The sequence below is a fragment of the Spirosoma gilvum genome (assembly GCF_054776815.1).
Genome location: NZ_BAAHBH010000022.1, coordinates 17569 through 41600 on the forward strand (window position 1 = coordinate 17569; position 24032 = coordinate 41600).

General features: G+C 46.6%; 22 protein-coding genes. 10 read left to right on the top strand and 12 right to left on the bottom strand.

Annotated features, from left to right (window positions below; genetic code table 11):
• Nucleotides 1-9: 9 nt before the first annotated feature.
• A complete protein-coding gene (locus ACYVFD_RS34425; protein ID WP_461095162.1) occupies nucleotides 10-1224 on the bottom strand; it encodes a saccharopine dehydrogenase family protein in 1215 nt (404 codons plus the stop codon).
• A gap of 192 nt (nucleotides 1225-1416) precedes the next feature.
• Between ACYVFD_RS34425 and ACYVFD_RS34430 the strand changes: the two genes are divergently transcribed.
• On the top strand, nucleotides 1417-1857 hold the full coding sequence (locus ACYVFD_RS34430) for a WapI family immunity protein (RefSeq protein WP_461095163.1): 441 nt from the start codon (nucleotides 1417-1419) through the stop codon (nucleotides 1855-1857).
• 302 nt (nucleotides 1858-2159) lie between these two features.
• Nucleotides 2160-2810, top strand: a complete 651-nt coding sequence (locus ACYVFD_RS34435) for a TetR/AcrR family transcriptional regulator (RefSeq protein WP_461095164.1) — start codon at nucleotides 2160-2162, stop codon at nucleotides 2808-2810.
• A gap of 74 nt (nucleotides 2811-2884) precedes the next feature.
• Here ACYVFD_RS34435 and ACYVFD_RS34440 read toward each other — a convergent pair whose 3' ends face one another.
• On the bottom strand, nucleotides 2885-4180 hold the full coding sequence (locus ACYVFD_RS34440) for an aminopeptidase P family protein (protein WP_461095165.1): 1296 nt from the start codon (nucleotides 4178-4180) through the stop codon (nucleotides 2885-2887).
• A gap of 142 nt (nucleotides 4181-4322) precedes the next feature.
• Here ACYVFD_RS34440 and ACYVFD_RS34445 point away from each other — a divergent pair, with 142 nt between their 5' ends.
• The 5 genes from ACYVFD_RS34445 (at nucleotide 4323) to ACYVFD_RS34465 (ending at nucleotide 9300) form a co-directional block, all read left to right on the top strand.
• Nucleotides 4323-5870, top strand: a complete 1548-nt coding sequence (locus ACYVFD_RS34445; protein ID WP_461095166.1) for a S8 family serine peptidase — start codon at nucleotides 4323-4325, stop codon at nucleotides 5868-5870.
• Nucleotides 5871-6033: 163 nt separating this feature from the next.
• Entirely contained in the window at nucleotides 6034-6837 is an 804-nt protein-coding gene (locus ACYVFD_RS34450) for a hypothetical protein (protein WP_461095167.1), read from the top strand.
• An 89-nt stretch (nucleotides 6838-6926) separates the two neighbouring features.
• A complete protein-coding gene (locus ACYVFD_RS34455) occupies nucleotides 6927-7598 on the top strand; it encodes a response regulator transcription factor (RefSeq protein WP_461095168.1) in 672 nt (223 codons plus the stop codon).
• Nucleotides 7595-8914 carry a sensor histidine kinase gene (locus ACYVFD_RS34460; RefSeq protein WP_461095169.1) on the top strand — a complete coding sequence of 440 codons (1320 nt, stop codon included), beginning with the start codon at nucleotides 7595-7597 and terminating at the stop codon, nucleotides 8912-8914. Before ACYVFD_RS34455 ends, ACYVFD_RS34460 begins: the two co-directional genes overlap by 4 nt.
• 14 nt (nucleotides 8915-8928) lie before the next feature.
• A complete protein-coding gene (locus ACYVFD_RS34465) occupies nucleotides 8929-9300 on the top strand; it encodes a DMT family protein (protein ID WP_461095170.1) in 372 nt (123 codons plus the stop codon).
• 10 nt (nucleotides 9301-9310) lie between these two features.
• Here the strand turns inward: ACYVFD_RS34465 and rfaD are convergent, their stop codons facing one another.
• A complete protein-coding gene (gene rfaD / locus ACYVFD_RS34470; RefSeq protein WP_461095171.1) occupies nucleotides 9311-10276 on the bottom strand; it encodes an ADP-glyceromanno-heptose 6-epimerase in 966 nt (321 codons plus the stop codon).
• 274 nt (nucleotides 10277-10550) lie between these two features.
• Here rfaD and ACYVFD_RS34475 point away from each other — a divergent pair, with 274 nt between their 5' ends.
• Entirely contained in the window at nucleotides 10551-10967 is a 417-nt protein-coding gene (locus ACYVFD_RS34475) for a 6-pyruvoyl trahydropterin synthase family protein (protein ID WP_461095172.1), read from the top strand.
• Between the two features lie 81 nt (nucleotides 10968-11048).
• Nucleotides 11049-12158: a lipid-A-disaccharide synthase gene (gene lpxB, locus ACYVFD_RS34480; protein WP_461095173.1), complete on the top strand. Its 1110-nt coding sequence runs from the start codon at nucleotides 11049-11051 to the stop codon at nucleotides 12156-12158.
• A 47-nt stretch (nucleotides 12159-12205) separates the two neighbouring features.
• On the opposite strand, the gene ACYVFD_RS34485 is transcribed toward lpxB, so the two are convergent.
• The 3 genes from ACYVFD_RS34485 to ACYVFD_RS34495 all read right to left on the bottom strand — a co-directional run bounded on the left by ACYVFD_RS34485 (nucleotide 12206) and on the right by ACYVFD_RS34495 (nucleotide 15452).
• Nucleotides 12206-12988: a LytR/AlgR family response regulator transcription factor gene (locus tag ACYVFD_RS34485; RefSeq protein ID WP_461095174.1), complete on the bottom strand. Its 783-nt coding sequence runs from the start codon at nucleotides 12986-12988 to the stop codon at nucleotides 12206-12208.
• Nucleotides 12985-14163, bottom strand: coding sequence for a sensor histidine kinase (locus ACYVFD_RS34490; RefSeq protein ID WP_461095175.1), 1179 nt, complete (start codon nucleotides 14161-14163; stop codon nucleotides 12985-12987). The genes ACYVFD_RS34485 and ACYVFD_RS34490 overlap by 4 nt, the downstream gene beginning before the upstream one ends.
• A gap of 200 nt (nucleotides 14164-14363) precedes the next feature.
• A complete protein-coding gene (locus ACYVFD_RS34495; RefSeq protein WP_461095176.1) occupies nucleotides 14364-15452 on the bottom strand; it encodes a sensor histidine kinase in 1089 nt (362 codons plus the stop codon).
• Between the two features lie 314 nt (nucleotides 15453-15766).
• Here ACYVFD_RS34495 and ACYVFD_RS34500 point away from each other — a divergent pair, with 314 nt between their 5' ends.
• Nucleotides 15767-16840, top strand: a complete 1074-nt coding sequence (locus tag ACYVFD_RS34500) for a sensor histidine kinase (RefSeq protein WP_461095177.1) — start codon at nucleotides 15767-15769, stop codon at nucleotides 16838-16840.
• A gap of 125 nt (nucleotides 16841-16965) precedes the next feature.
• Here the strand turns inward: ACYVFD_RS34500 and ACYVFD_RS34505 are convergent, their stop codons facing one another.
• The 6 genes from ACYVFD_RS34505 to ACYVFD_RS34530 all read right to left on the bottom strand — a co-directional run bounded on the left by ACYVFD_RS34505 (nucleotide 16966) and on the right by ACYVFD_RS34530 (nucleotide 23620).
• Nucleotides 16966-17577, bottom strand: a complete 612-nt coding sequence (locus ACYVFD_RS34505; RefSeq protein ID WP_461095178.1) for a carbohydrate-binding protein — start codon at nucleotides 17575-17577, stop codon at nucleotides 16966-16968.
• A 242-nt stretch (nucleotides 17578-17819) separates the two neighbouring features.
• Nucleotides 17820-18287 (bottom strand): DUF3592 domain-containing protein, encoded by a 468-nt coding sequence (locus ACYVFD_RS34510; RefSeq protein WP_461095179.1) that lies wholly within the window; start codon nucleotides 18285-18287, stop codon nucleotides 17820-17822.
• 223 nt (nucleotides 18288-18510) lie between these two features.
• Entirely contained in the window at nucleotides 18511-19302 is a 792-nt protein-coding gene (locus tag ACYVFD_RS34515) for a 3-keto-disaccharide hydrolase (protein WP_461095180.1), read from the bottom strand.
• Between the two features lie 69 nt (nucleotides 19303-19371).
• Nucleotides 19372-20163 carry a M90 family metallopeptidase gene (locus ACYVFD_RS34520; protein ID WP_461095181.1) on the bottom strand — a complete coding sequence of 264 codons (792 nt, stop codon included), beginning with the start codon at nucleotides 20161-20163 and terminating at the stop codon, nucleotides 19372-19374.
• A gap of 63 nt (nucleotides 20164-20226) precedes the next feature.
• On the bottom strand, nucleotides 20227-21612 hold the full coding sequence (locus ACYVFD_RS34525; RefSeq protein WP_461095182.1) for a DUF4403 family protein: 1386 nt from the start codon (nucleotides 21610-21612) through the stop codon (nucleotides 20227-20229).
• Between the two features lie 103 nt (nucleotides 21613-21715).
• Complete coding sequence (locus ACYVFD_RS34530) at nucleotides 21716-23620, bottom strand: asparagine synthase-related protein (RefSeq protein ID WP_461095183.1); 1905 nt, start codon at nucleotides 23618-23620, stop codon at nucleotides 21716-21718.
• Nucleotides 23621-24032: the final 412 nt, after the last annotated feature.

Here is a 24032-nt window from a genome sequence, read left to right on the forward strand (position 1 = left end):
AAAATTTAATCAGGCTGGGTATTCGTGGGGTAGCGGGATGTTTACCCGTTCGTTTACCGGTAAGCCCTGGCTATTCATTTGTTCGATAAATGGATCGGGGTCTAATTCCTCGCAGTTCCAGACGCCCGGCTTCATCCAGACGCCGGTCAGCATGAGCATGGCCCCAATCATGGCCGGAACACCTGTTGTATAACTAACCGCCTGGCCGCGAACTTCTTTATAGGTTTCGGCATGGTCGCAGTTATTCCAGATGAAATACGTACGCTCTTCGCCATCTTTCACGCCTTTTATCTGGCAACCGATACTCGTCTGACCCGTGTAATTTTCACCCAACGAATCAGGAGCTGGTAATACGGCTTTCAGAAACTCCAGCGGTACGATATCCATACCCTGAAACTTGATGGAATCAATGCGGGTCATTCCTACGTTTTGCAACACTTCCAGATGTGTCAGATACGCCTGTCCGAAAGTCATCCAGAAGCGGGCCCGCTTCAGCGTTGGGAAGTTTTTTACCAGCGACTCCAACTCTTCGTGGTAAAGCACATACGATTCCTTCGGCCCTATACCCGGATACTCAATAGGTTTGTGGATGCTCATGGCCGGAATTTCTACCCATTCGCCGTTTTCCCAGTAGCGGCCGGGCTGAGTGATTTCCCGAATATTGATTTCCGGATTGAAATTCGTTGCAAATGCCTTCCCGTGATTGCCCGCGTTACAATCGACAATATCGAGGTAATCCATCCGGTCGAAGTAATGCTTGGCCGCATAGGCAGTAAATACCTGTGTAGCACCGGGGTCGAAGCCGCAACCGAGCAATGCCATCAGGCCAGCTTGCTCGAAGCGCTCCTTATAGGCCCATTGCCAGCTATATTCAAACTTGGCAACATCCTTCGGCTCGTAATTGGCCGTATCCATATAGTGAACGCCCGCTTCCAGACAAGCATCCATGATAGGAAGGTCCTGATAGGGTAACGCCACATTGATCACCAGCACCGGATTGAACGACCGAATCAAAGCAACTGTCTCCGCCACAACATCGGCATCAACCTGCGCCGTTTGAATCGTTACCCCATGCATTTCCTGAATCTCGGCTGCGATCCGGTCGCACTTCGCTTTGGTACGGCTGGCCAGCATAATACTGGTAAATACGTTGCTGTTCATGGCGCACTTATGCGCTACCACACTACCAACACCCCCCGCCCCAATAATGAGCACCTTTGCCATCTATCTGAATCTAAAAGTTTGTGTGTTTCGTTTTCGACTGCAAAGATAGGCAAAGCAGGGAAGGGTTGTTTAAAGGTCGATCACCTCCTACACTCGAAAAGTTCAAGAAATCACGAAAAAATTATGTTTCCCTAACAAATAATTAGTATATTTGTTAAGTAGACAAATAATTACTCCCTTATTACTCACGCTATGAAATTTGTTTCTTCCACAGGTTCTCTCGATTCATTCGAACTCGCTATTGTCGGTTATGGTAAAACTACGACTACCTGGCGGGAGCGCAACCGACTCCAGTGCCGGTTTTCAACATTCTGGCGGCAAAAAACCGATACGAGATCAGCACTTTTACAAACCTGGGAAGTAAAACGACTATTGGTCAGCTTACGCTCACTCTGGAATAAAGCATCCAATCATATTACGCTGAATTTTTCCCAACCCGGCTTAAGCGTAGAAGCCAAAGCCCTATCTAATGATCAGTATCGGCTGCAGATTCAGCTAGATCATGAATTAACTCCTGCCTGGCATAATTATCCTGACTTTCCATTGGAAATGGATATCCTTCTTAATCGAAATCAGCTTCAGGAAGCTATTCAGGAGCTATCTGGCCAGGTAGATACCTATCCCGAACGGTAATCAGGCTAGTTTTAACACATTTATAGCCGGACCATTAGCTAATTTTTTGTTTTCTCATGAGAGCCCAGTTTTTGGCTTCGGGGTGAGTTATAAGGGTATATTATTGAGGATGCCACCGAGTTGTTTGTACATCTTTTAGGTAATTATTTTTATTTTTTTATGTAACTATTGTTTGACACATCAATGGTTATAACCATATTTGTAGCTACAGTAGATTTGCAACCGATTAAGCAAGCTATTTAACTTCAATAGGGTACAAACGAATATAACTGAATCCTCTTTAACATAAACGACCCAATCGTATGAAAGTCGTCAAGCGAAGAAATCGCCAGATGACCATGGAGCGAATCCTTCGCGCCATGGGTGAAGTAATGGCGGAACGTGGTACCGAGAAAGCAGGCATTAATGCCGTTGCTGAACGTGCCGGAGTAAACAAAGTTCTTATTTATCGCTACTTCGGTGGCTGGAATGGTCTGTTGGAAGCCTATGTACACCGTGGGTTCTTCCTCTCCATGTTCAATGACAAATTCCTGGATTCGGTGCCCGACAATCTGGCTCCTGAAGCACGCAGTAAAGCCTGGTCGGAATATACTATCCAGTTTATGCGTGAATTCCGCAACCGGAAATCCTCACAGGAATTGATTCGCTGGGAGATGGCCAATGGAGAAACCGAGCTGGCTCGTCGTCTCGCTGATTTCCGCGACCAATCTTACAAAACGATGGTAAGCAAGCTGGCTCCTTATGCTGCCTTCGATCCCATTGCCATCACCAGCCTGATGGTTGCCGCCGTGACGCATCTGGTGCTCACCAGCAATCACCGCGACCATATTGGCGACATCGATCTTCGCTCTGAAGCGGGCTGGGAACGCCTTGAAACAGCCATTCGCCGAATCTATTCCAGTCTGAACATCGCGCTGGATCGCGAAAACTCGAAAAAAGAAGAAGCGAAGTAATTAATGAATAATGTAAAATGGATAATGCGTAATGGAGTCTGTTCCATTACGCATTATCCATTTTACATTATTCATTAATTATGCATCAACGCTTCAATCTCGTCGGCTTCGAGGGGGATGTTGGCCATAAGGTCGATATTTCCGGACTCGGTAAGTAAGACGTTATTTTCGAGACGAATACCGAGTTTCTCTTCGCGTATATAGATGCCCGGTTCTACCGTAAAGACCATGCCGGGTTCCATCCGCCGATATTTATTCCCAACGTCGTGCACATCTAGGCCCAGGAAGTGTGAGGTGCCGTGCATGAAGTATTTTTTGTACATTGGCGCATCCGGATCCTGCTTTTCTACCGCAGTCCGGTCCAGCAAGCCTAGTCCAATCAACTCCGACTCCATGACCTTACCCACTTCCTTATGGTAATCATCCCACAGATTACCAGGGCGGAGCATTTGTTTGGCCTCCTTCATGACCCGCAATACGGCATCGTATACGGCACGCTGACGCTCCGTGAATCGACCATTTACGGGTACCGAACGAGTCATATCGGCAGCATAATTAGCATATTCGGCCCCAATATCAAGCAACACAATGTCGCCATCCTGACACTGCTGACTATTGTCGACGTAGTGCAATACACAGGCGTTGGCTCCCGACGCAATAATTGGACTGTAGGCAGACCCTCTTGAGCGGTTCTTGAGGTATTCATGCATCATTTCGGCCTCGATTTCATACTCCCATACGCCGGGTTTGATGAACTTGAGTAAACGCCGAAACATCTTATCCGTAATGTCGATGGCGTTTTGAATCAGCGGCACCTCCAGCGGCTGTTTGATGGCGCGTAGATAATGCATCAACGGGGCAAGCCGCTCCAGATGATGTAACGGATATTTCTGTTTAAACTCATTTATAAAACGGGCATCGCGGGTTTGTACCTCGATACCCGCCCGTGTATGTTCGTTGGTGTTCAGATAAACATGGTCGGCCTCGAAAATCATCTGAATAAACACCTGCTCGAATTGGTGCGTCCAGTAAATCTGCTTCTGTGGTATACCCGTTACCTGCTCCGCTTCTGCTTTGGTCAATTTATGCCCTTCCCAGATTTCGATAAGTTCACTGGTTTCACGCAGGAAGAGCACTTCACGGAATTTCGGGTCAGGATGGTCGGAAAATAACACCAACTGAGTTTCTTCCTGATCGACGCCCGTTAAGTAAAATAAATCGCTGTTTTGCCGGAAGCCCATCGTCCCATCGGCATTGGTTGGCATGATGTCATTAGCGTTTAAAACAACTAATGATTTAGGCTTCAGCAGCCGGGTAAGCCGCTGGCGATTCTGAACAAAAAGCTGATTATCGATTGGTAAATAACGCATACGGCAGACCGTGTAGACTTATCTTTTTTGATTATATTGCAAAGAAACTCAAAACCCAGAACAGTTTCGGTGTGTTTTTGAGTTTAGCATTTAGTTCGAGCCCGTACTATGGACTCACGCGTTTTTCTTACCTAAACGAACCATGATTATACGCCTAACCGCGTTTTTCTGTCTGTTCCTAAATCTGGTACAGGCACAGTCGAATGAGGTCCGATCCGAAGCGCCAAAATACTGGGTTTTGCTTCGCGATAAAGACCATTCATCATCTTTGGCCTTATCCCAACAGTCGATTACTCAACGGCAACAGCAACACTTACCACTCGATGAGACCGACCTTCCGGTATCGGGGCTTTACATTAATGCGCTAAAACAAGCGGGTATTCAGCCTGTTTGCCAATCGCGGTGGTTAAATGCCGTATCGGTCAGGCTTACTAATGCGCAGTATGCTCAGGTAATGGCCATGCCGTTTGTAAAAGGGATTCAGGCTATCGATCCGGCCATTGTGATTACCAGCATCGATGTGCCGTCGAAGTTGCAAATGGCTCCGGTTATGACCCAGATTCAGGCACCGAATTTCGCGCAGGCAGGTCTTACTGGTCGTTTTGTCAATATTGGGGTGATCGATGCCGGTTTCTTTGGAGCCGACTCCGCCAGTTCGTTAAAGCATGTTTTTGAACGCCAGGGCGTTAAGCGTGTACGCGACTATGTCAATGAAAAGAAAACCCAGAATAACCTGTTCCGTACCCTCGAAACCATGTCCGATTTTCACGGTACCGAGGTATTGGCCGCCATTGCCGGTAGTGATCCAACGGAAAATATTCAGTTTGGCTTAGCAACCGACGCTACGTTTTATCTGGCTCGTACTGATCAGGGCAACCGCGAATACCGGGGTGAAGAAGACAATTGGGTTGCCGCTATGGAATGGATGGACAGCCTGGGCGTACGGCTGATCAACACCTCGCTGGGTTATGCCAAAGGGATGAGCAATCCGAAAGACAACTACGAGCCCAGCCAAATGGATGGCCACACGAGTTTGATCAGCCGGGCGGCTCAGATTGCGGCTGACAAAAAAGGAATTCTGATTATTGTATCGGCCGGAAACGAGGGTGATGATCGCTCCTGGCGAATTATCAGCACGCCTGCCGATGCGCAAGGGGTGCTGGCCATTGGCGCTACCAACAGTCGGCTTTGGAACCGGATTGGCTATAGCAGCATTGGCCCCGAAAATCTCCCTTATCTGAAACCCAACGTCTCCTGCTTTTCGCTTTATGGCACATCGCTATCGGCACCGGTCATTACGGGTTTTGCCGCCTGTATCATGCAGGCCAATCCGAAGTTGACCAATAAGCAGGTCATGGAAATCATTGAAAAATCGTCGCATTTGTACCCGTACGGCAACAACTATGTCGGGTATGGGGTGCCCCAGGCATCGCGGGCATTGGCCTTACTTCGGAATCAGGATTTACCAGCCACGACCCGGTCTGTAAAGGCTAGCGGCAAAACATTTCATTTACCGATTGAGGGTAATGACGCCACGGTATCGGTCTTTCACAAGAAAGATGCTACGCACGTCTTGCAGCAGGAAGCCGCCAAAGTGAATAATGGCCAATTGAGTCTACGTCGTTCATCCGGCGAAAAACAAACAACCATTGATTTGAAGAAAGAAGTGGTAGAGGTGATTTGGGAATAAATATTTTTAGTTTCAGGTTTAATGTTTCAGGTTGACTGGTGCGTGAGCCAACCTGAAACATTAAACTAAACCGTATGAAGAAAAATTAATTTCCGTTTCAGACAGACCTTAAACGGGGGGTATAGGTTTGCTTCCGTAATCACGTAGTAACACACAACTGAACATGGAAACGAACACAAAACTAATGGCCCTTGCCATCCTGGCAGCTTCCTTAACCGCTCCCCTTACCTACGCCCAACAAGCACTCCCTATCCCTCCCGACGCCCCTATGCCGGGAATTGCCCTGAATGCTCCTGAACATGGCCCACATCAGCCTGGTGGTCCTGGACCACGCAGACATGGTCGGCATGCAGATAACCTTCGTGGTCAACGTGGTCCCGGACCTGGCCCTCAAATGCATGGACTTACTTCGCTCACGACGGTTTCGGGTACAGTAGGGCAATGGATTACCAACGACGACTCTGTACTGGACGGATTCACCATCGGAACGGGGTCGGCCGCCACAACGGTAAAGTTTCCTTCGCACTTAGGCAAACAGATACAACAGGCTGTTAAACCCGGCACGTCGGTTAGTGTAACAGGATATTCGGATACAACGCCCAAAGGAGAAACTATCTTTCTGCTGAATAGCCTGACAGCCGGAAAAACCACCGTTACCCATACGCCCCCAACTCGTCCCACCACCCCACCCCAACCACCAGCCCTCACTACGGCGACTGGCAAAATTGCTGATTACCGACTGGATCGTGAAGGACGGGTGAATGGTCTGGTGCTGGACGACAAAACGATCGTAACCATCCCTCCACATGTAGCCTATCAGCTTACCAACCTGGCTAAGAAAGGCAACACGGTGACCGTGCAGGGTTACCCAAAATCGCTGCATGATGGGCAGGTACAACTCGAAAAACTCAACATCCTGCGGGCGTCGGTACTGACTATCAACGGACAACAATATCTGGTTAGATAATGATAGAATGATTGAATTGTTGAATGATTGAATAGCTGACGCAAACTCATTCAACAATTCAATCATTCTATCATTCAATCATTAGACATGTGAAAATTCTAGTTATCGAAGATGAGCGTAAACTGGCCCGGTTTATAAAACAGGGGCTGGAGCAGCATGGCCATGTTGCCGATCTAACCCACTCGGGCTCCGAAGGGCTCGATTATGTGGCTAGTGGTCTGTACGATCTAGTCCTGCTCGACCTGATGCTACCTGGACAGACCGGCTTCGAAGTCCTGCAAAACCTCCGAACATTTGGGTTAACGGTCCCTGTCATGATTTTATCGGCGCTGAGCGACCCCGAAAAAGTAGTTCAGGGACTGGATCTTGGTGCTGTTGACTACCTTCGTAAGCCTTTCGATTTCAATGAGCTATTAGCCCGTATCCGGGTACTCCAACGTCGAACAACCACCGGCGACAATGTTGTATTACGCGTAGCTGATCTGGAAATGCGGCTGGTTACCCATGAGGCATTGAAGCATGGCGAACGACTCGACTTAACCAACCGGGAATTTGCATTGCTTGAATTGCTCATGCGCCGGGCGGGGCAGTTGATTACCAAAACCGAAATTGCGGAAAAAGTCTGGTCGGTCGATTTCGATATGGGCAGCAATGTGATTGAGGTGCATATCTATCAGCTTCGTAAAAAACTGGATGCAATTGGCAAACCAGGGCTGATCGAAACCATTATTGGCCGGGGCTATCGGCTCAAAACGGCATGAGTCTGCGCAGCCGGATTGTGCTGGCCGTTACGGTCGTATTCGCAGGAGTAAGTCTGCTGGCCGGTTGGCTCATGCTCAATCGGGCGGAAAAAAGCCTCCAAATTGCCTTCGACCGAGCCATTCAAACACGGGCCGACTGGCTGCTTTCGTTAGTCAGCGTTGATCCTGTAGTACTGCCTCTCCCTACTGATCGGGAACGAATGCTGGTCAGCTATCAAACCTACGGCATTACGCGCGAATTGTTCCGGAGTCCCGGTTTTCCCAATACGGTACGCCGAGGGCGTCATAGACAATCTTTTTCCTACTCCTATCGGTCCGTCATGACACAAACGACCAGCAATCAATTACCCGATGGTCAGGTGCTGTTGACACTGGCGGTACCCGATGCCACCCTGCAACAGGATATTGATCAACTTCGATGGCTTTTTGGCATCGGTTGGCTAGTTAGCCTGTTACTGGCTTTCGGAGCGGGTTATGGCGTAGCAGGGTGGTTACTTCGGCCAATTCAGGCCATTGTCGATCAGGCCAATACCATCAGTACCACCGGCAACAGCAGCCGGATTCAGCTACCCCAAAGTCGTGATGAACTCTATCAACTGACCGACACCTTAAACCAGATGCTGGCCCGTATTCAGGAAAATGTTGAGTTACAGCGGAATTTCTTTGGCGCAGCCGCCCACGAGCTACGAACGCCACTTACCATTATGAAAACCGGCCTGGAGGTAACCCTGGGCAATGGCCGGCTTGACTCAGCCACAATCGCTTTTCTAACCGGACAGTTGGACGAGGTTAGTCGCCTGGCCCGGCTTATCGATGAATTTTTAGTCTTAAGCCGACCGGATGCGCTGACGCAACCACTTAAGCTGTCGAATGTCGATTTATCCATTTTACTGACCAACTGCCTGGCTCAACTAACCGTTATCGCAACCGACTACGAGGTAAAAACTAAGCTTGATTTAGCTGAAACGATTGAAGAAAGTTTGCGGACCGATGCCGTCAAACTGGAACATATTTTGCTTAACCTGATTGAAAATGCCATCAAATACGCCGTAGCTGGCAGTGTGGTGAGCGTTCAGTTAGAGCGTACGGAGACTAACTGGCAACTCGCTGTACAGAATCGAACCGCTCGGGAAAGTGGCCCAACTCTTGATCTGACAGAAGCGTATTTTCGTGCCGATCCGCTTAAAGAAGGTCACGGCCTGGGGCTCTGGATAAGTTTTCGACTAACAACCTTACTCAACGGCGAGTTACGTCTTAACTGGCAGGATTTCACGTTTACAAGTACTTTAACTTTGCCGGTTGAACCGAAAAAGTAAGTTATCACTCATCCATGAAAGGACTTTATTGCATTCTACTATTAACGTTATCGAATGTATTCATGACACTGGCCTGGTATGGCCACCTCCAATTTAAACAGTACCCACTTCTAGCCAAACTATCGCTCTTCGGCGTGATTATGCTGAGTTGGGGATTAGCTTTTTTCGAATATATTTTTCAGGTACCTGCCAACCGAATCGGGTCTCAGGAAACAGGAGGGCCATTCTCACTTTTTGAACTCAAAACCATTCAGGAAGCCGTATCACTGACCGTCTTTACGCTCATTACCGTATTCTTTTTTAAAACCGACAAACTGGCCTGGAATCATCTGGTCGGATTCGCCTTCATCGTTGTGGCAGTCTTTTTTATCTTCAAAAAATGGTAAGCCACCTTAATTAAAGATATTCGCCTTTGCTCAGGTAGTTTTTGACGTAATCTGCAATGCCTTCTTCAAGGGTGCAGAACGGACGATCATAGCCGATTGACCGAAGCTTTGCCATATTGGCCTGGGTAAAATACTGGTATTTATCGCGGATATCGGCTGGTGTATCCATGAAGTCGATTTGGGGTTCCAGATTCTGGGCGTAAAATGTATTTTTGGCCAGATCGAGGAACGTACGGGCTTTGCCACTGCCCAGGTTATAGATGCCCGAATTGCGCCGATGATGCATTAGAAACGAGCACACGTCAACCAGATCTTTCACGTACACGAAATCACGCATCTGTTCACCATCAGCAAAGTCAGGGTTATGCGACCGGAATAATTTCATCCGACCCGACTGCTTTATCTGATTGAAGGCGTGAAAAATAACCGACGCCATACGGCCTTTGTGGTATTCATTCGGACCATACACGTTGAAGAATTTCAAGCCAGCCCAAAAGAATGGTTTGCGTTCCTGTTCCAGCGCCCAGATGTCAAACTCATTCTTTGAGTCGCCGTAGGGGTTCAGCGGTTTTAATTGTGGGATTAGTGACTCGTTATCATCGTAGCCTAATTCGCCCATGCCGTAGGTAGCGGCCGATGACGCATACACAAGCGGAATTTGATACTCAATGCATCGATTCCAGATCTGCTTGGAATACTCAACGTTCAGATGCTCGAAAATCTGGCGGTCAAATTCCGTTGTATCCGTACGGGCACCGATGTGAAAAATGAACTCTACTTCCTGGTAATTTTGATCAAGCCAATCGAAAAATTCCTCCCGATCTACACGTTCCTGAATTCGTTTTCCAGCCAGATTTGCTTCTTTTTCCGGGTATGAAAAATCATCGACTGCAATGATAAAATTGAAGTTTTCCTGATTTAACTTGCTGATTAAGCAACTTCCGATAAAACCGGCGGCTCCCGTAACTATAATCATAAAGTGGTAGTCGTAAACGTGTTTATACTGGCAATTAGATGGGTGTCAGCCTTAATGAAGTGAAATTGGCTGTAAAGATACATCAATTTTATCGGACAATCGACTATCGGATTCAGTGATTAAATTGTATTTTTCCAATAATTGCCATTTTTAAATGTCACTCTAACACTTATTCGAAATCAGTTATGTTTTTATAAGGCAAGTTCGATTCGTACTTTTGTGATTTCATTTTCACATGGGCGTTTCTGGCAACCGCCCCATATAAACCAGAACAATGGTATATATCAATCGAATTGAGCATTTTAATGCGGCTCATAGGCTGCATAATCCAGCCTGGTCGGAAGAGCGAAACCAGGAAGTTTTCGGTCCCTGCGCCAACGCAAACTGGCACGGGCATAATTTTGAGTTAATCGTAACCGTAAAAGGGGAACCCGATCCGGATACGGGTTTTGTGATCGATTTGAAGCTGTTGGGCGATATTATTCGGCGGGAGGTTATCGATAAAGTTGATCACAAAAATCTGAACCTCGACGTCGACTTTATGCAGGGCAAAATGGCCAGTTGCGAGATTCTGGTGATGGAAATCTGGAAAATTCTCGAACGCGCCCTCGCTCCCGTTACAGAAGCCCATTTGCATCAGATCCGACTCGTTGAAACCCCAAAAAATTCAGTCGATTATTTTGGTGAATAATGTTTCTATGTATGATATATGATGTAGGATATATACGACAACTACCCTATATATCCTACATCATATATCATACATCATTTCATGACCTATTATTTGATTGCTGGCGAACGATCGGGCGATTTGCACGGTGCCAACCTGATTCGAGCGATTCGTCGTCATGATTCCGATGCAACCTTTCGGGCTTATGGAGGGGAGCAGATGGAAGAAGCGGGCGCAGTACTGGTGCGACACTACCGGGATATGGCGTTTATGGGATTTCTGGAGGTGGTCAAAAACCTGGGAACCATCCGCCGGATTATGCGGGAATGTCAGGCTGACTTGCTGGCTCACCGACCCGATGTACTAATTCTGATCGATTATGCCGGTTTCAATCTGCGTATGGCCCGCTTTGCCAAACAGCACGGTATTCGGGTGTTTTACTATATTTCGCCAAAGGTTTGGGCCTGGAATCAACGTCGGGCGCTGAAAATCAAAGCCAGTGTAGATCGGTTGTTTACGATTCTACCGTTCGAAACCGAGTTTTTTGCCAAATACGATTACAAAGTGGATTATGTCGGTAATCCGCTCCTGGATGCGCTGGCCGATTTCCAGCCCGACCCGATGTTCCGGCAAAAATCTGGCCTGGACGATCAGCCCATTATTGCGTTACTGCCCGGAAGCCGTCGTCAGGAAATTACGGGGATTCTGCCCACCATGCTTGAGGTAACCCGACAGTTTCCCGATTATCAGTTTGTTGTCGGTACCGTGAGCAATCTGCCCGAGGCTTTATATAACAGCCTACTAGCCGCTTATCCAGCCGTTAAGCGTGTAAACGATGCGGCTTACGACCTGTTGCATGTGTCGGTAGCGGCTCTGGTCACGTCGGGAACGGCTACGCTCGAAACGGCGCTGCTTTCCATTCCACAGGTTGTTTGCTACAAAACCACAACAATTTCATACGCCATTGCCAAGCGACTCATTGCGGTACCGTTTATTTCGCTCGTCAACCTAATTGCAGGGACTGAAGTCGTTAAAGAATTGATCCAGAACGATCTTACGTCCGAACAGGCGACTGCTGAGCTAAAGCAGATTTTGCCCGGTGGTCCAAAACGGGCTGAACAGTTGGCAGGCTATGTGGCTATTCAGCAGAAAATGGGTAGTTCAGGAGCTTCCGAGCGGGCAGGCCAGTTGATGGTTGAGGCATTACAGTAGACCTCACCCCTTACCCCTCTCCTGTGACAGGAGAGGGGAAGTAAACCCTATTTCCCCATCCAGTATTTAAAATCGCTGACTTTTTCGCGGCTGACGAGGGCCTCTTTGTCGAAAACAGGCCGGAGGGTTAACGCCAGCCGATTGCCGAAATACGGTTGAATCTGATCGACAGCCTGATGCGTTACGATGACACCCCGATTGATGCGGAAGAAACGGGCAGGGTCAAGCGCATCAGCAATTTCGTCCAGCGTGTAATCAACCAGGAATTTTTGCCCGGTATGCATCGTAAAAAAGCTGTAGCGATCTTCGGTGAAAAAATAAGCAATGTCGGTTACCTCAACGGACAGCATCCGTTGCCCCTGTCGGACCAAAAACCGCTGCCGGTAATCGCGGGTTGACTGATTCTGAAGCTGTTGCAATAGTTTTTCAATATTCAACCCGGGCGAAACAGCCGAACGGCTTCGCAGATCCTCATATTTTTGAAGGCTGCGCTGTAGGTCGTCGCGCTGAATGGGCTTCAACAGATAATCGATACTGTTGACTTTAAATGCCTGAAGCGCATATTCATCGTAGGAAGTCGTGAAAATGACTGTACTGCGAACGGTGGTCCGTTCAAAAATCTCGAAACTTTGCCCATCCGCCAGTTCAATATCCAGGAAAATCAGATCGGGATCGGCCTGACCGGTTGCGCGAAGATTTTCCAGCCAGGCTACTGTATCGTCAATACTAGCCGTCACCCCCGATACGGTCAGTGTTGGGGCTACTTCCTGCAATAATTTCTGAAGCTTGCGTACAGCTAATTCTTCATCTTCGACTATCAGGGCATTCATGCGTTTGTTTGTTTTTTCGCCAGCAGCGGTAATGTTATGGTAAAATAATCGGGGCCCGGCTCAATGATGGGCACCGGACAAGCCAGTAATTCGTACTTAGCCTGAATATTGCTTAAGCCAACCTGCGTCGAATCCATGGGCACAGGCCCCGAACGGCTGGTTTTCCTTTGAAGATTGTTGCGGACGACAAGATCCCCCTGATCGGTCGTCAGAATATCGATGCATAAAGGCCGACTCGCCAGGATGACATTATGCTTAACTGCATTTTCGACCAACAGTTGGAGCGTCAGGGGTGGTAGTCGGTGTTGCCGGTATTGATCGGCCACCTCGACCGTCAATTGCAGCCCCTCGCCATGCCGGGTTTTCAGCAGATGGAAATACGAATCGATAAAAGCTAATTCCTCGTCGAGTGGCGTCAGTTCATCACTATCATCGTCCGTTACTGCTTTAGGGCCAAACAGGTAAGTAGGGCCAACCGGTCGTTGAACTGTATCCCGCATGGAACCCGATCGTTGGTTGGTTTGCAACATATAGCGGTAAACGCGGGCCATCTGATCCACAAACTGTTCGGCACGTTTGGGTTCCTCGGCAATGAGCGACGACAGCGAATTCAGGCTATTGAACAAAAAATGCGGATTCACCTGACTGCGCAACCCCTGCAATTGACCACGCAGGTTTTCTTTTTTCAGCTTCTCTTTATTCATCTGGTACTGCTGCCAGCGATACATTGAATAAGAGGTTTCATAAATGCCAACCAACAGAAAAATAGCCACCAGGTCAAAGCCAAATACAGCAGGTACAGTTTCGTAGGTCAATTGTGAGTTGAACGGCCGAAACCGGATAAACAGCCAGGTGTATATCGTCAGAAAAGCACCCGACAGCCCAATGAACGCCAAACACATGAGCCCCGCCCGCACCAATGTCTGGCCTAGCTCGGGATAGCGTCGGGCAATGGCGTCAGCAGCCCAGTCGTGGCAGATAAAAGCGATGGTCGACAGCAGCCAGACAAATACAGTAGCACCCAGAAAATTGACCCAATGATGGAGGTAAGCTTCTCCTACCAGGAAGTAGGTAATTAGCGGAACGAACCAAGGCATCAGGAACACATACGACCACCCTCCGCGTGTCGTCAGACGCAGCCAACGGCGAATACGGTCAAATAGGGTCGTTCTCATGAGATTTTATGTGGACAGATAACTAACTGTTTAAACTGATTGCTGAAACCTGGACTTGAAGTCACTGATGGTAAATATACAGTCAGTGTGAAGTTAATAACAGGCCAGTTTGTGTCAATTGATGAATAAATGTTGTGAATTGTATAAATGTGTTTGTAGAAAGTAGTCATTCGCAAACCTTGTCTTTCTGCGCAGGTAGCTCAAAGTAGATTAGGCGTTAAAAGCGGTAGTTTGACCCGAAATTGTACTTCGTTGGATTCAACCATAATTGCTTTCTCTGTAAACAGTCGATACTTGGCCGTCAAACTCCCTAATCCCGACCCTCCCGTTTCCAGACGAATGGTTCGGGGTTGTCGGTTATTGGTCACCTCTACCCAGTCTGAATCATTTACATCGATGGAGATGCACAGCGGAGTAGTTGCCGACATAGCATTGAATTTTATGGCGTTATCGATCAGCGTTTGCAGGCTCAGCGTGGGTACTATACAGGCCGTATATGCCTGATCCGCCGGGGCAGGCAATCGAACCTGAAGGCTTTGGCCATAGCGAACCCCCAACAGGTCGGTATACGAACGAATGAAGTTCAGTTCGGCCTGTAGCGTAGCCAGTTCACCCGTATTTTTCATCGAGGATTGGCCATTACGACGGTCGGCCTGTAACATGTAGCGGTATACAACGGCCAGCTTATCCACAAAGCGTTCGGCCTGCTTCGGTTCTTCACTGATCAATACCGAAAGTGAATTGAGCGCATTAAACAAAAAGTGTGGATTTAACTGTCCTTTTAGTGTGTCGTACTGCTGCTGTAAAGAAACCCGCTGCAACTGCTCACTTTCGGCCATGTCCTGCCTCCAGCGTGCATACGTATAAAATAGACCTAACGCCAGGCAGAGGAACGCATCGAAAATAACGCCTAACACCCAGATTGGCTTAACGGCGGCCCAACTGAATCGAACGCCCGTAGCTGGTACCAGACTATACACCCAGACGTCGAAAATAGCCAGCGCGATGGTCAGACTCACAACACTCAAAAGCATAACCAACGAACGGCGGATGGTTTGATGCGCAGCGGGGTATTGACGGATGGCCCACCAGACAGTCAGTGTGAGGGTGATGATCGAGAGCCAATATAGCCCAAATACGATACCCGTTCCGACAACGAATTTGACAGGATCGCTAAAGTACGCTGGCCCGATGAAGTAATAATTACCAATCGGGAACAGGATAGGCATCATCAGCAGATGATACCACCATTCGTACTTGGAAAAAAAACGCGGTCGACGAAGAGGCACTGGCTATCGGAACGATCGGCCTATATCAGAAGCCGAAGCGAGTATCCGAAATTGGTTAATCCTGTGCTAACCCCTGGGCCAGTTCTGCGCGAATTGTTAAAAAGGCTGTATGAATTGTGAGAAAAGATGTATGAATTGTAAAGGGGATTGTAGTAAGTCCAAATCACCCTATTAACTGTAGAAAAATTTCCACAACCACTCTTAACCGATGCCTAAATGATCGCAGGTAAGGCCAGCTAATCAATTTATATTCGCGAAAAATCTAGTAATTTAGTAGTTTGAAGATCAGACTTACTGTCTGGCCACTGCGATACATGTTTCGAACTAGTTTACAACGTCTGACTACCTTCTTTTCGAAATGGGAGCTTTGGTATCATGCGTTAGTGATGCCCATCCTGTTTCCATTTGGACTTTATTATTTGATAGGACCGGTTTTTCTGTCCGACTGGCGAGTCTTTGTTCTGGGTATTCTGATTGGCAGCATTAACTATGTTCTGTCGATTGTGGTACTGACCTTACTAGTCCGTCGAATCATTAGCTGGTTTCCCGGTGTAAAGCAGACGGTGGCTCGTACGCTGGTCATGCTGGGTCTGGTACTGATCCTGACGGTTTTTATCACGACAGCAGCACTGTTTCAGTTTAGCCTTGTCCCCTGGTTTGGTACTCAGTTCAACTGGCCTACCATCCAGGCTCTGTTTTTGCTGGACATCATTTTTGATATTTTTCTCTGTATTACCCTCAACGCATTTTATGCCTATAGGCAATGGTCAAACGATCAGACCGAAAATGAGCAGCTACGGCAGGCTACGTATCAGAACCAGCTCGATGCGTTAAAAATGCAGATCAACCCGCACTTTCTATTCAACAGCCTAACGTCGCTCTCGTCGCTTATTGGCGAAAATCGCAAACAGGCCAGTCAGTTTGTGGATGAGCTTTCGAAGGTATATCGATACTTACTGCAGGCCAATCAGCACGAACTGGTAACGCTGCATCAGGAACTGGACTTTATCACCAGCTACGGCAATTTGCTCCAGACCCGTTACGGAACCAGTTTACAGATTTCCTACCAGATTGATGAGGGATATAAGGGGTATAGCCTACCAGCACTGAGCTTGCAGATGCTGGTCGATAATGCAATGAAACACAACAGCATGGCCACCAATAACCCCCTGATAATTCACCTGAAAACAACGTCAGGTGGTAAATTACTGGTCCAGAATAATCTCCAGCGCAAAATCAACAAGGTCGAACAGATTCAGGCACGACTAACCAACTTAGCCGCCCGGTACCGATCTATAGGCAATGGGGAACTGGAAATCGAAGAGACCAACACGCACTTTGGCGTTCGTATTCCCTTACTCATAGATACGCAGGTGAGCGTTTGTTGAGATCTTAGCGAATCCGCTTACCCGAATTAAACCGCAAAGGTGCGAAGACGCAAGGGCTATTAATCAAACCTCATCTTTGCGTCTTAGCGCCTTTGCGGTAAACGAATGCGTGATTATGTCTGCTGTTAACTAATCGGCCGAGTAACGATGATATAATCCTGGTAGAAAGAAGTTCCTGACTTACCCTGTATTCGGATTCGGTTGCTACCTGCATTAAGCTGAATTGGCAGGTTGTACATCCGTTTCCCTCCATCGGTTCCTTCCAGCGGAAAATCAATCGACGAACCTGAATTTACGATAATGGTAGCCAAACCGGGCGTTTGCGAATTGGTTTGATACCGTATCGTCAGTGTGTAGTTAGATGCCGTAACGGGCACATCTGTAATAGCGTAAAGCAAATAATCACTACTGGAGGTATAAGGCCCGCGCAGGTTGTTATCGCCGGATTGCTCCGTAAAGGCGCCCGTACCCGTAGCGTCTTCGGCTTGTAGTTTCCGGAAAAAAGGCGGGTTAGCACTACTACCCGGTTTGGTCAGAGGTGGGCGAGTTCCTGCCGCAACTACAGCCCCATTGTCGAGCATAAGTGTGAATCCACCGGCGCTAGCGGCAGCTTCAAAAGCTGCCTGCCCGGCACTAGTGAGCGGATACACGTCGGTATCCCGAGTGGTGGTTGCCTGATAAATTTCCTGTCCATCGCTGGTGCGACGAATTTTGACGAGTTGTGTGCCAATGGCCATGGTTAGGTAATTAATGTAGCTAGAACGGTGGTTAAAGTAGCCAATAGTATTAACCACCGAAATGACAATAATTAGGCCAAAACCCGGCACAATCAATAACGAACTGTAAAACAGCAATTTACAGGCAGACAGTCCGTGCTATTTAGTATGTTGGAATATGCTTGGGCTACGTATGCGAACGAGAGAGCATATTCGATGATAGAGTAACTACATTTGTCAGGTCACAAGGTTACTTTACGTACTTAAACACGTTGCGCTACGGCTCTGGTTTTAAAATCCTTCCGCAAAGAGCTAATCAGCAGAGGATACCCAATGAGCGAAAACACAACCCCAAGAAAGCCAAACACAGCAGGCAAAATCCAGCCATCAACCCCATCAAGGATAATATCTTCCTGTGGATTATTGGGCAAATACCATAGCGTAACGGTTTCACCCACGTCAAAACTTGGTGGCGATGTATAGGTGCTTGAGTAATAGGTGATCGACCTGCCCTGCTGGGTCGTAAACTGGACAACCGGAGCCTGCGAACTGGTTGTTCGGCCATGGCTGTCGTAATTGTAGCGATTCCCGACCACAACGCCTTTCGTTTCGATACCTGTATTCACGATTTTCTGGGTCGATTGCCAGGTCATGTAGGCCACAATCAGGAAAATAGTCCCCACCAGGGCAAAGAGGCCTAAAAAAATATACTTGAGTTTATCTAAGTCCATAATCTGTAAGCTTCTGGTAAGCAATAGGATATGTCAGTTACCAGAGCAGCAAACCTATCACCTATCTACTCGATTCACCAAGTAATTTTGTGTATTCGGTTATAGATAAAGTAAAAAGTAATAGGAGCGAGGAGTGAGGACCGGGCCGCCGGAGCGGTGAGAATAGCTGACGCGTATTTGTGGTGTTGCGTCAACCATTCTCGCTCCTCACTCCTATTACTATTCAAAAATCCGTATTCGCGGCTTTCAAATCCAGTGGCTTAATCCAGATATTGCGGTAGAGTACATCGTGACCTTCGGCCTGAAGTTTTAAACCACCCGGTGTATCGGTAATCCCTTTGCCACCATCGTTTCCGCCATCGATCCCGGAGTTAGGCCCACCCCATACCTGACTGATCTTCTGGTTGCTATGCACCTTTTTGCCATTGAAATACATAGTTACCATAGCCGGTTCGACCTGTTTGCCATTCTCGAAACGAGCTGCCCGAAACTGAATATCATAGGCATTCCATTTTCCGACGCCATTATACGCGTAGTAAGGCGATGGTGTCTCGTTGATCACAGCCGCCAGACCATGGCTGGTAGAGTCGCCATCAAGCACCTGAATTTCGTAGCGGTTCTGCAAATACACCCCACTATTGCCACCGGGTTTGCTGATGTAAAACTCAATATGCAGCCGAAAATCACGGAAGGCTTCCTTTGTGACAATATCGGCTGAGCCATACTTACCGCCCGCAGCCGCCGGGTCATTGGTATTCATAACGGTACCTGGTCCGGCCGGGTCTTTCTCAATTTTCCACTTAATAGGCAACGTTGCTGCCAGTCGTGGGCCTTCCCAATACGTCCATTTCTCATCAAGCATTTTGCGGGAGCCATCAAACATCACTTCGGCTCCTTTGGCTGGTTTAGCCCCTACGCCAATCTGAGCCAGTGTCTGCGTAAAAACAAGACCAGTAAAAGCAGTGAGTAACAGGGCCTGACGAATAATGGATGAATTTATAATAACGAGTTTCATGATAAGGCAGTCGACAGGTTTATGTGCGTTACCATAAGCCATCAATCGACAGTATTTACCCGTCGATGGCTAGTTAGCGGCCTTATCAGCGGCTAGCGGATTTTGATGAAATATTTCTTCCAGACGGGCAAACAGGGCCGGATGTTTCTCTTGCAGCAGATCAGGGCGTTTGAAAAAATACTCCGATACGACAGCAAAGAACTCTGCCTCATTTGTAATCCCGTACGGGTTTATGTCCGACTGATTGGCCCTGATGTCATGAATACTTTTATGAATGAGCTGTAGCCATGGCTTAATGTGGTCTTTGGGGAGTAAATATTCTGGCAATCCGTCGGTTGCGCCATCCACCTTATCCAACAGGTGTACAAATTCATGAATACCTGTATTGCCTTTACTGGTCTTGTTGGCAAAACCCTCATGCAAAGCTGGTTTGGACAGAACCATCGTACTTTGTAACGCTCCTCCTTCACCTACCATGCCCAGAATGGCCCGATCGTCACCTTCTGTTTCGTACTTCTCATTGAATCGATCGGCGTAAAGCAACACATCCGTGAGAGGATAATACCAATCGCTGAACCCGAATATGGGGATAATAGCGCTGCTGGCAACCAACACCTTGTCCAGTTCATCGACCGTAGTGCCAATGCCTTCGATTCGGGTATGGCTCAGAAAATGAGCGATACGCTTTTCAAATTCTTTCTTTTGGTCGTCGCTCAATGAGCGATAATAATCAACATGCTGCTGTAGTAATTGCGAATACGTATCCGTGCCGGGAGGAGTTTCTACCGTTCGGGGTTGTGCATATTGCCAGATGAGCCAACCCAGCAGGAGAAGAACAGGTACGCTTAGTAGAAACATCATTTTTCAAACAGCTTGTTGATTGTCCATTATGACGGGATGTACTACAGTAGGCGACATTGCCATCTATAACTGGTTGATTTTTAAATCAATCTTCGAATTTACTTTGATCAGAGCCTGAATACCATCGGGACGGATCGCTATTTTTTGGGGTATAAATCGAAACGAACGAATGTCCAGATCCGTCTTTTTTCCAGCTCCTCCCTGCTCAAAAGCCGTGTCGATCTTACGGGGCAATTGGGCAATATCATCGTCCAGCCGAATCGTGAGTATTTCCTTCAATAGCAATTGTAACGGTTTGTGCCAGACTGGTTTTGTACTTTTGGCAAATAGGCTACTGGTCTGAGCGTCGAAATCCAGATTGGCCACTTTCAGCGTATTCGTTAACGTATCAAATTCGGGCCGACCACGCAGATAAACCGGTCCGTCGACCAGACCATCCATATCGACTTTCACAATCAGGTTGCGTTGCGCTCCATAGACCGATACACCTTTAACCGTAAATGAACCCAGGGCCATCTTTTTCGGCTCCTTACTGATGGTTAGTTTCATGATTCGGTTAATATCGGCATACGGGATAAAACTCATCAGGTGCAAATCAGAAACCTGCGAAACTGTATCTCGCTTTTGTAACCGGGGAAGCGATGTCTTGGCATGTACAGGTGTGGAAGGTTTCAATTCGGTCTTTGTCCGAAACGCAATCCGAATATGGGTTGTCAATTGGTTGGCATTGCCCGTAACGGGGCCAGCGGCAACGCTAATGGGTGTGGGTACCAGCCAGAGGCCATAATCGCGGTTGATGAGCAGCGGATTTTGCATGTCGCGCCAGATTGGCCTCACCATTTGATCGAGCCGCAAATCGTGATGAATGGCCGAATCGATCATAGTTTCGATGGCGGTACGGTGCTTATCGAGGATGTTCTGAACTACGTTGGCCAGCGAAATACCCTTGCCCAGCAGCCGCAGTTCGGGTTCTTTAATCCAGGTATAGTCAGTAAACTTGGTCTGGCTGGCAAACCGCCAGTTGGACGTTACCCCAATAGGTGTCTGAAAATTGACGTGAAGGGCGCAGAATGGTTTTTTAGGGGGCGTTGTGTCGTTACTGAACGGCTTGGTAAGCCACATTTGTAGTGGAGCCGACAAACTTACTTTTCCATTGGCATACTGAACCTGAACGGCCCCTAATCGCTTGACCCGAAACGATATAATGCCTTTTACTTTACCATCTTTTGTTTCCTTCCCGATCAATACCGGATCAAGCTCCCGGTTGATTTTTTCCTGAAGCTCATCCAACTGAAAGATGATAGGACCGGCCACGTATGAGATGGTCTCTGGAATGGGCGGATCAAAGCCTTCGGCCTGCGGAGGCTGTGCTTTTTTGGTCTGGCATTGGCCCAACAACAGGCACATTGCCAGCGAAAGCAACAACAGATTTTTTTCGGACGATTTCATTAACGTGTAGTGACTTACTGCAGAAAGCAAGCAATCAATCAGCCTGAATTTAAGCAGTTTCACTATAGTTAACTTCTCTCCTATTTAGTTGTTTTTGAGAAACCTAGTTAGCTCCGCCATTAATAGCAGTTTCACCTCGTTCCTGCTTCTGAAGATAGTCAAGCCAAATGGCCAAATTTATGATTCGTACAAGCGGAGGCATAGCCGCATACTCTCCTTTATTAAGAAGCGCTATATTTTCCATAACGGTAGCTCTATTTACTATTTTCCAGATTGGGTGATTCAGCGGTGTCTGCTTTTCAAAATCATTCCATAAATCCTTAAACAAAGCGGCATAGTGCGTAGTAAACACAGCTTTGGTCGTCCGATTACTAATTTCTTCTGGTAAATAATTGCTTAATGCTTTTCGGACTGTTCCTCGTTTTCGCCCATTGTCAAACTTAATTCGTAGTGGTACACTCAAACAAAGCTCAAGCAGCTCTCTATCGAAAAAGGGGTGGAACGTTCGCATATTATTTTGCCTGTACAATTCAAAATACTCCTCCTGACCATATGCCTGGCTTCCTTTAAAGATAGTTTTTAACTGGTGTTTTTGAAAAAAACTTTGAGATGCATTAGTAGTATCTGCTACAACAAGCTGCTCGAACGGGTAATTAGTTAAAATTCGTTCTCTTTCAGAAAGTATGTCTGCATGTATCAATCGATCAGCATTAGGTCTGAGCGGTTTTACTTTATATTTAGCGATAAGTAATTTTAAGAAATCCAAAATAGAACAATCAAAATATCGTATTAATAACCAGATTAATTTTGGCATACGTCCCCATGCCCTGGCCTTCTTAGCCCCCTTAAGAAAAAGCTTTATTGTGTAAGCTCTCTCCATAGAAACCTTCTTTTTTTCGGAACTTACAATCTTGTTAGTATAGATAGAATTGCTGAATAATTGGCTTACCGCCTTCTTTAAGGCAGGCCAGTCTTGTTTAATAAACAGTTCTTCAGGATACAATAAACCGTAGTCAACTACCTGATCGCCCCAATGCCCAGACAATACTACATTACAATTATTCTCTTTTGCGGACTTTATTAACTCAAGTTGAATAGTATGGTTAATTACGAATAGAGGTTGACCCGTTTGTTCTATGATTGCCTTAATAGCATCGTAACTGGAAAGGCCCGACTGAATAGTCCTGTGTATGTTTCCCCATTTACCTACAACAGCCTTTATATAATCATCCTCTTGGGCTTCATTAGTTTCTGGCTTAAAATTAAACGTATAAATAGGTTTTTTTTGTAATGATTGGGCCACACAACACACAGATGAAGAGTCCAGACCACCACTTAACGATGCGGCTATTTTCTCTGAATGTGTCGTACTTTTCTTTACCGACTTAACAAATAGATCCCGAAAAGTAGTAATATAGTCTTCATCTGTAAAAGATTTATATTTTATTATATCAAATCTACCATATCGTTTCAATACTTTGGTATCTCCCTGGTCAATCAGTGTAATATAACCAGGCAGTAACCTGTATATATCGCGATAGAACGTATGGTTGTTAGGAAGTTCAAAAACATTAGCACCTATATATTCTACTATTTTTGCATAGTTAATATTACTATTGACCTTACCTGATACAGTCAAAGCTTTCATCGAGAAAGAAAAAACCCTTTGCCCTGTTTCTCCTGGTGATTCGTAATAATAAACAGGAAAATTTCCCATAAAATCACGAACGGCGATTATTGTATTAGTATTGGCGTCATAAACGATGAATGACGAATCGCCAAGTTGCATGTGATCAATAAACTGCTTGCCATATTTTAAATATGATGACAGAATTAAGTCCTGAGAATTATAACCACACTCCCATACATATATGCTATTAGTACACTGAAAATTAATAATATAATTGGCAGATGAGTTTCCTGACGAATCAAGCTCAGCCTGCCAATTATAATCGCAAAAAATAAAAGAGCTGGTTGAAGAAACAAGCGTTTGTAAACCGCTATTCATTAACTCACATTATTTATAGGCACTCTAGAAGAGGTCCTCTATTCCAGAGCTTTCATCAAACTCTGCACTACCGGCTCCTAATGTTAGTTGCTTAACATTGCCAAATTTTATTAAATCAGGTTTATGGTACTGCCTCTTGACAAGCTTATCAAGTTGTAAGCGAACCTCGCTTTCTTTCTCCATTTTCATTTAAATTTAAAACACTTAAACAGGCTATTGCATCGCGAAAGGTACAAATTAATTCCATTATTTTTTAATGTAAAAGATATTAACAGCATAGAAAAACTAAAAAAACAAATAAACAATTAGAAGACACCATTATACTACACCTTAACTATATTGTAAAAAAACACAGCCAAAACAAGAATGTTTAACACAAATAAGTAACAGTATACTAGTCTTATATTGTTAC

Coding starts and splice junctions, on each gene's coding strand:
- ACYVFD_RS34425 (WP_461095162.1), bottom strand. CDS start 1,224: ATGGCAAAGGTGCTCATTATTGGGGCGGGGGGTGTTGGTAGTGTGGTA.
- ACYVFD_RS34430 (WP_461095163.1), top strand. CDS start 1,417: ATGAAATTTGTTTCTTCCACAGGTTCTCTCGATTCATTCGAACTCGCT.
- ACYVFD_RS34435 (WP_461095164.1), top strand. CDS start 2,160: ATGAAAGTCGTCAAGCGAAGAAATCGCCAGATGACCATGGAGCGAATC.
- ACYVFD_RS34440 (WP_461095165.1), bottom strand. CDS start 4,180: ATGCGTTATTTACCAATCGATAATCAGCTTTTTGTTCAGAATCGCCAG.
- ACYVFD_RS34445 (WP_461095166.1), top strand. CDS start 4,323: ATGATTATACGCCTAACCGCGTTTTTCTGTCTGTTCCTAAATCTGGTA.
- ACYVFD_RS34450 (WP_461095167.1), top strand. CDS start 6,034: ATGGAAACGAACACAAAACTAATGGCCCTTGCCATCCTGGCAGCTTCC.
- ACYVFD_RS34460 (WP_461095169.1), top strand. CDS start 7,595: ATGAGTCTGCGCAGCCGGATTGTGCTGGCCGTTACGGTCGTATTCGCA.
- ACYVFD_RS34465 (WP_461095170.1), top strand. CDS start 8,929: ATGAAAGGACTTTATTGCATTCTACTATTAACGTTATCGAATGTATTC.
- rfaD (WP_461095171.1), bottom strand. CDS start 10,276: ATGATTATAGTTACGGGAGCCGCCGGTTTTATCGGAAGTTGCTTAATC.
- ACYVFD_RS34475 (WP_461095172.1), top strand. CDS start 10,551: ATGGTATATATCAATCGAATTGAGCATTTTAATGCGGCTCATAGGCTG.
- lpxB (WP_461095173.1), top strand. CDS start 11,049: ATGACCTATTATTTGATTGCTGGCGAACGATCGGGCGATTTGCACGGT.
- ACYVFD_RS34485 (WP_461095174.1), bottom strand. CDS start 12,988: ATGAATGCCCTGATAGTCGAAGATGAAGAATTAGCTGTACGCAAGCTT.
- ACYVFD_RS34490 (WP_461095175.1), bottom strand. CDS start 14,163: ATGAGAACGACCCTATTTGACCGTATTCGCCGTTGGCTGCGTCTGACG.
- ACYVFD_RS34500 (WP_461095177.1), top strand. CDS start 15,767: ATGTTTCGAACTAGTTTACAACGTCTGACTACCTTCTTTTCGAAATGG.
- ACYVFD_RS34505 (WP_461095178.1), bottom strand. CDS start 17,577: ATGGCCATTGGCACACAACTCGTCAAAATTCGTCGCACCAGCGATGGA.
- ACYVFD_RS34510 (WP_461095179.1), bottom strand. CDS start 18,287: ATGGACTTAGATAAACTCAAGTATATTTTTTTAGGCCTCTTTGCCCTG.
- ACYVFD_RS34515 (WP_461095180.1), bottom strand. CDS start 19,302: ATGAAACTCGTTATTATAAATTCATCCATTATTCGTCAGGCCCTGTTA.
- ACYVFD_RS34520 (WP_461095181.1), bottom strand. CDS start 20,163: ATGATGTTTCTACTAAGCGTACCTGTTCTTCTCCTGCTGGGTTGGCTC.
- ACYVFD_RS34525 (WP_461095182.1), bottom strand. CDS start 21,612: ATGAAATCGTCCGAAAAAAATCTGTTGTTGCTTTCGCTGGCAATGTGC.
- ACYVFD_RS34530 (WP_461095183.1), bottom strand. CDS start 23,620: ATGAATAGCGGTTTACAAACGCTTGTTTCTTCAACCAGCTCTTTTATT.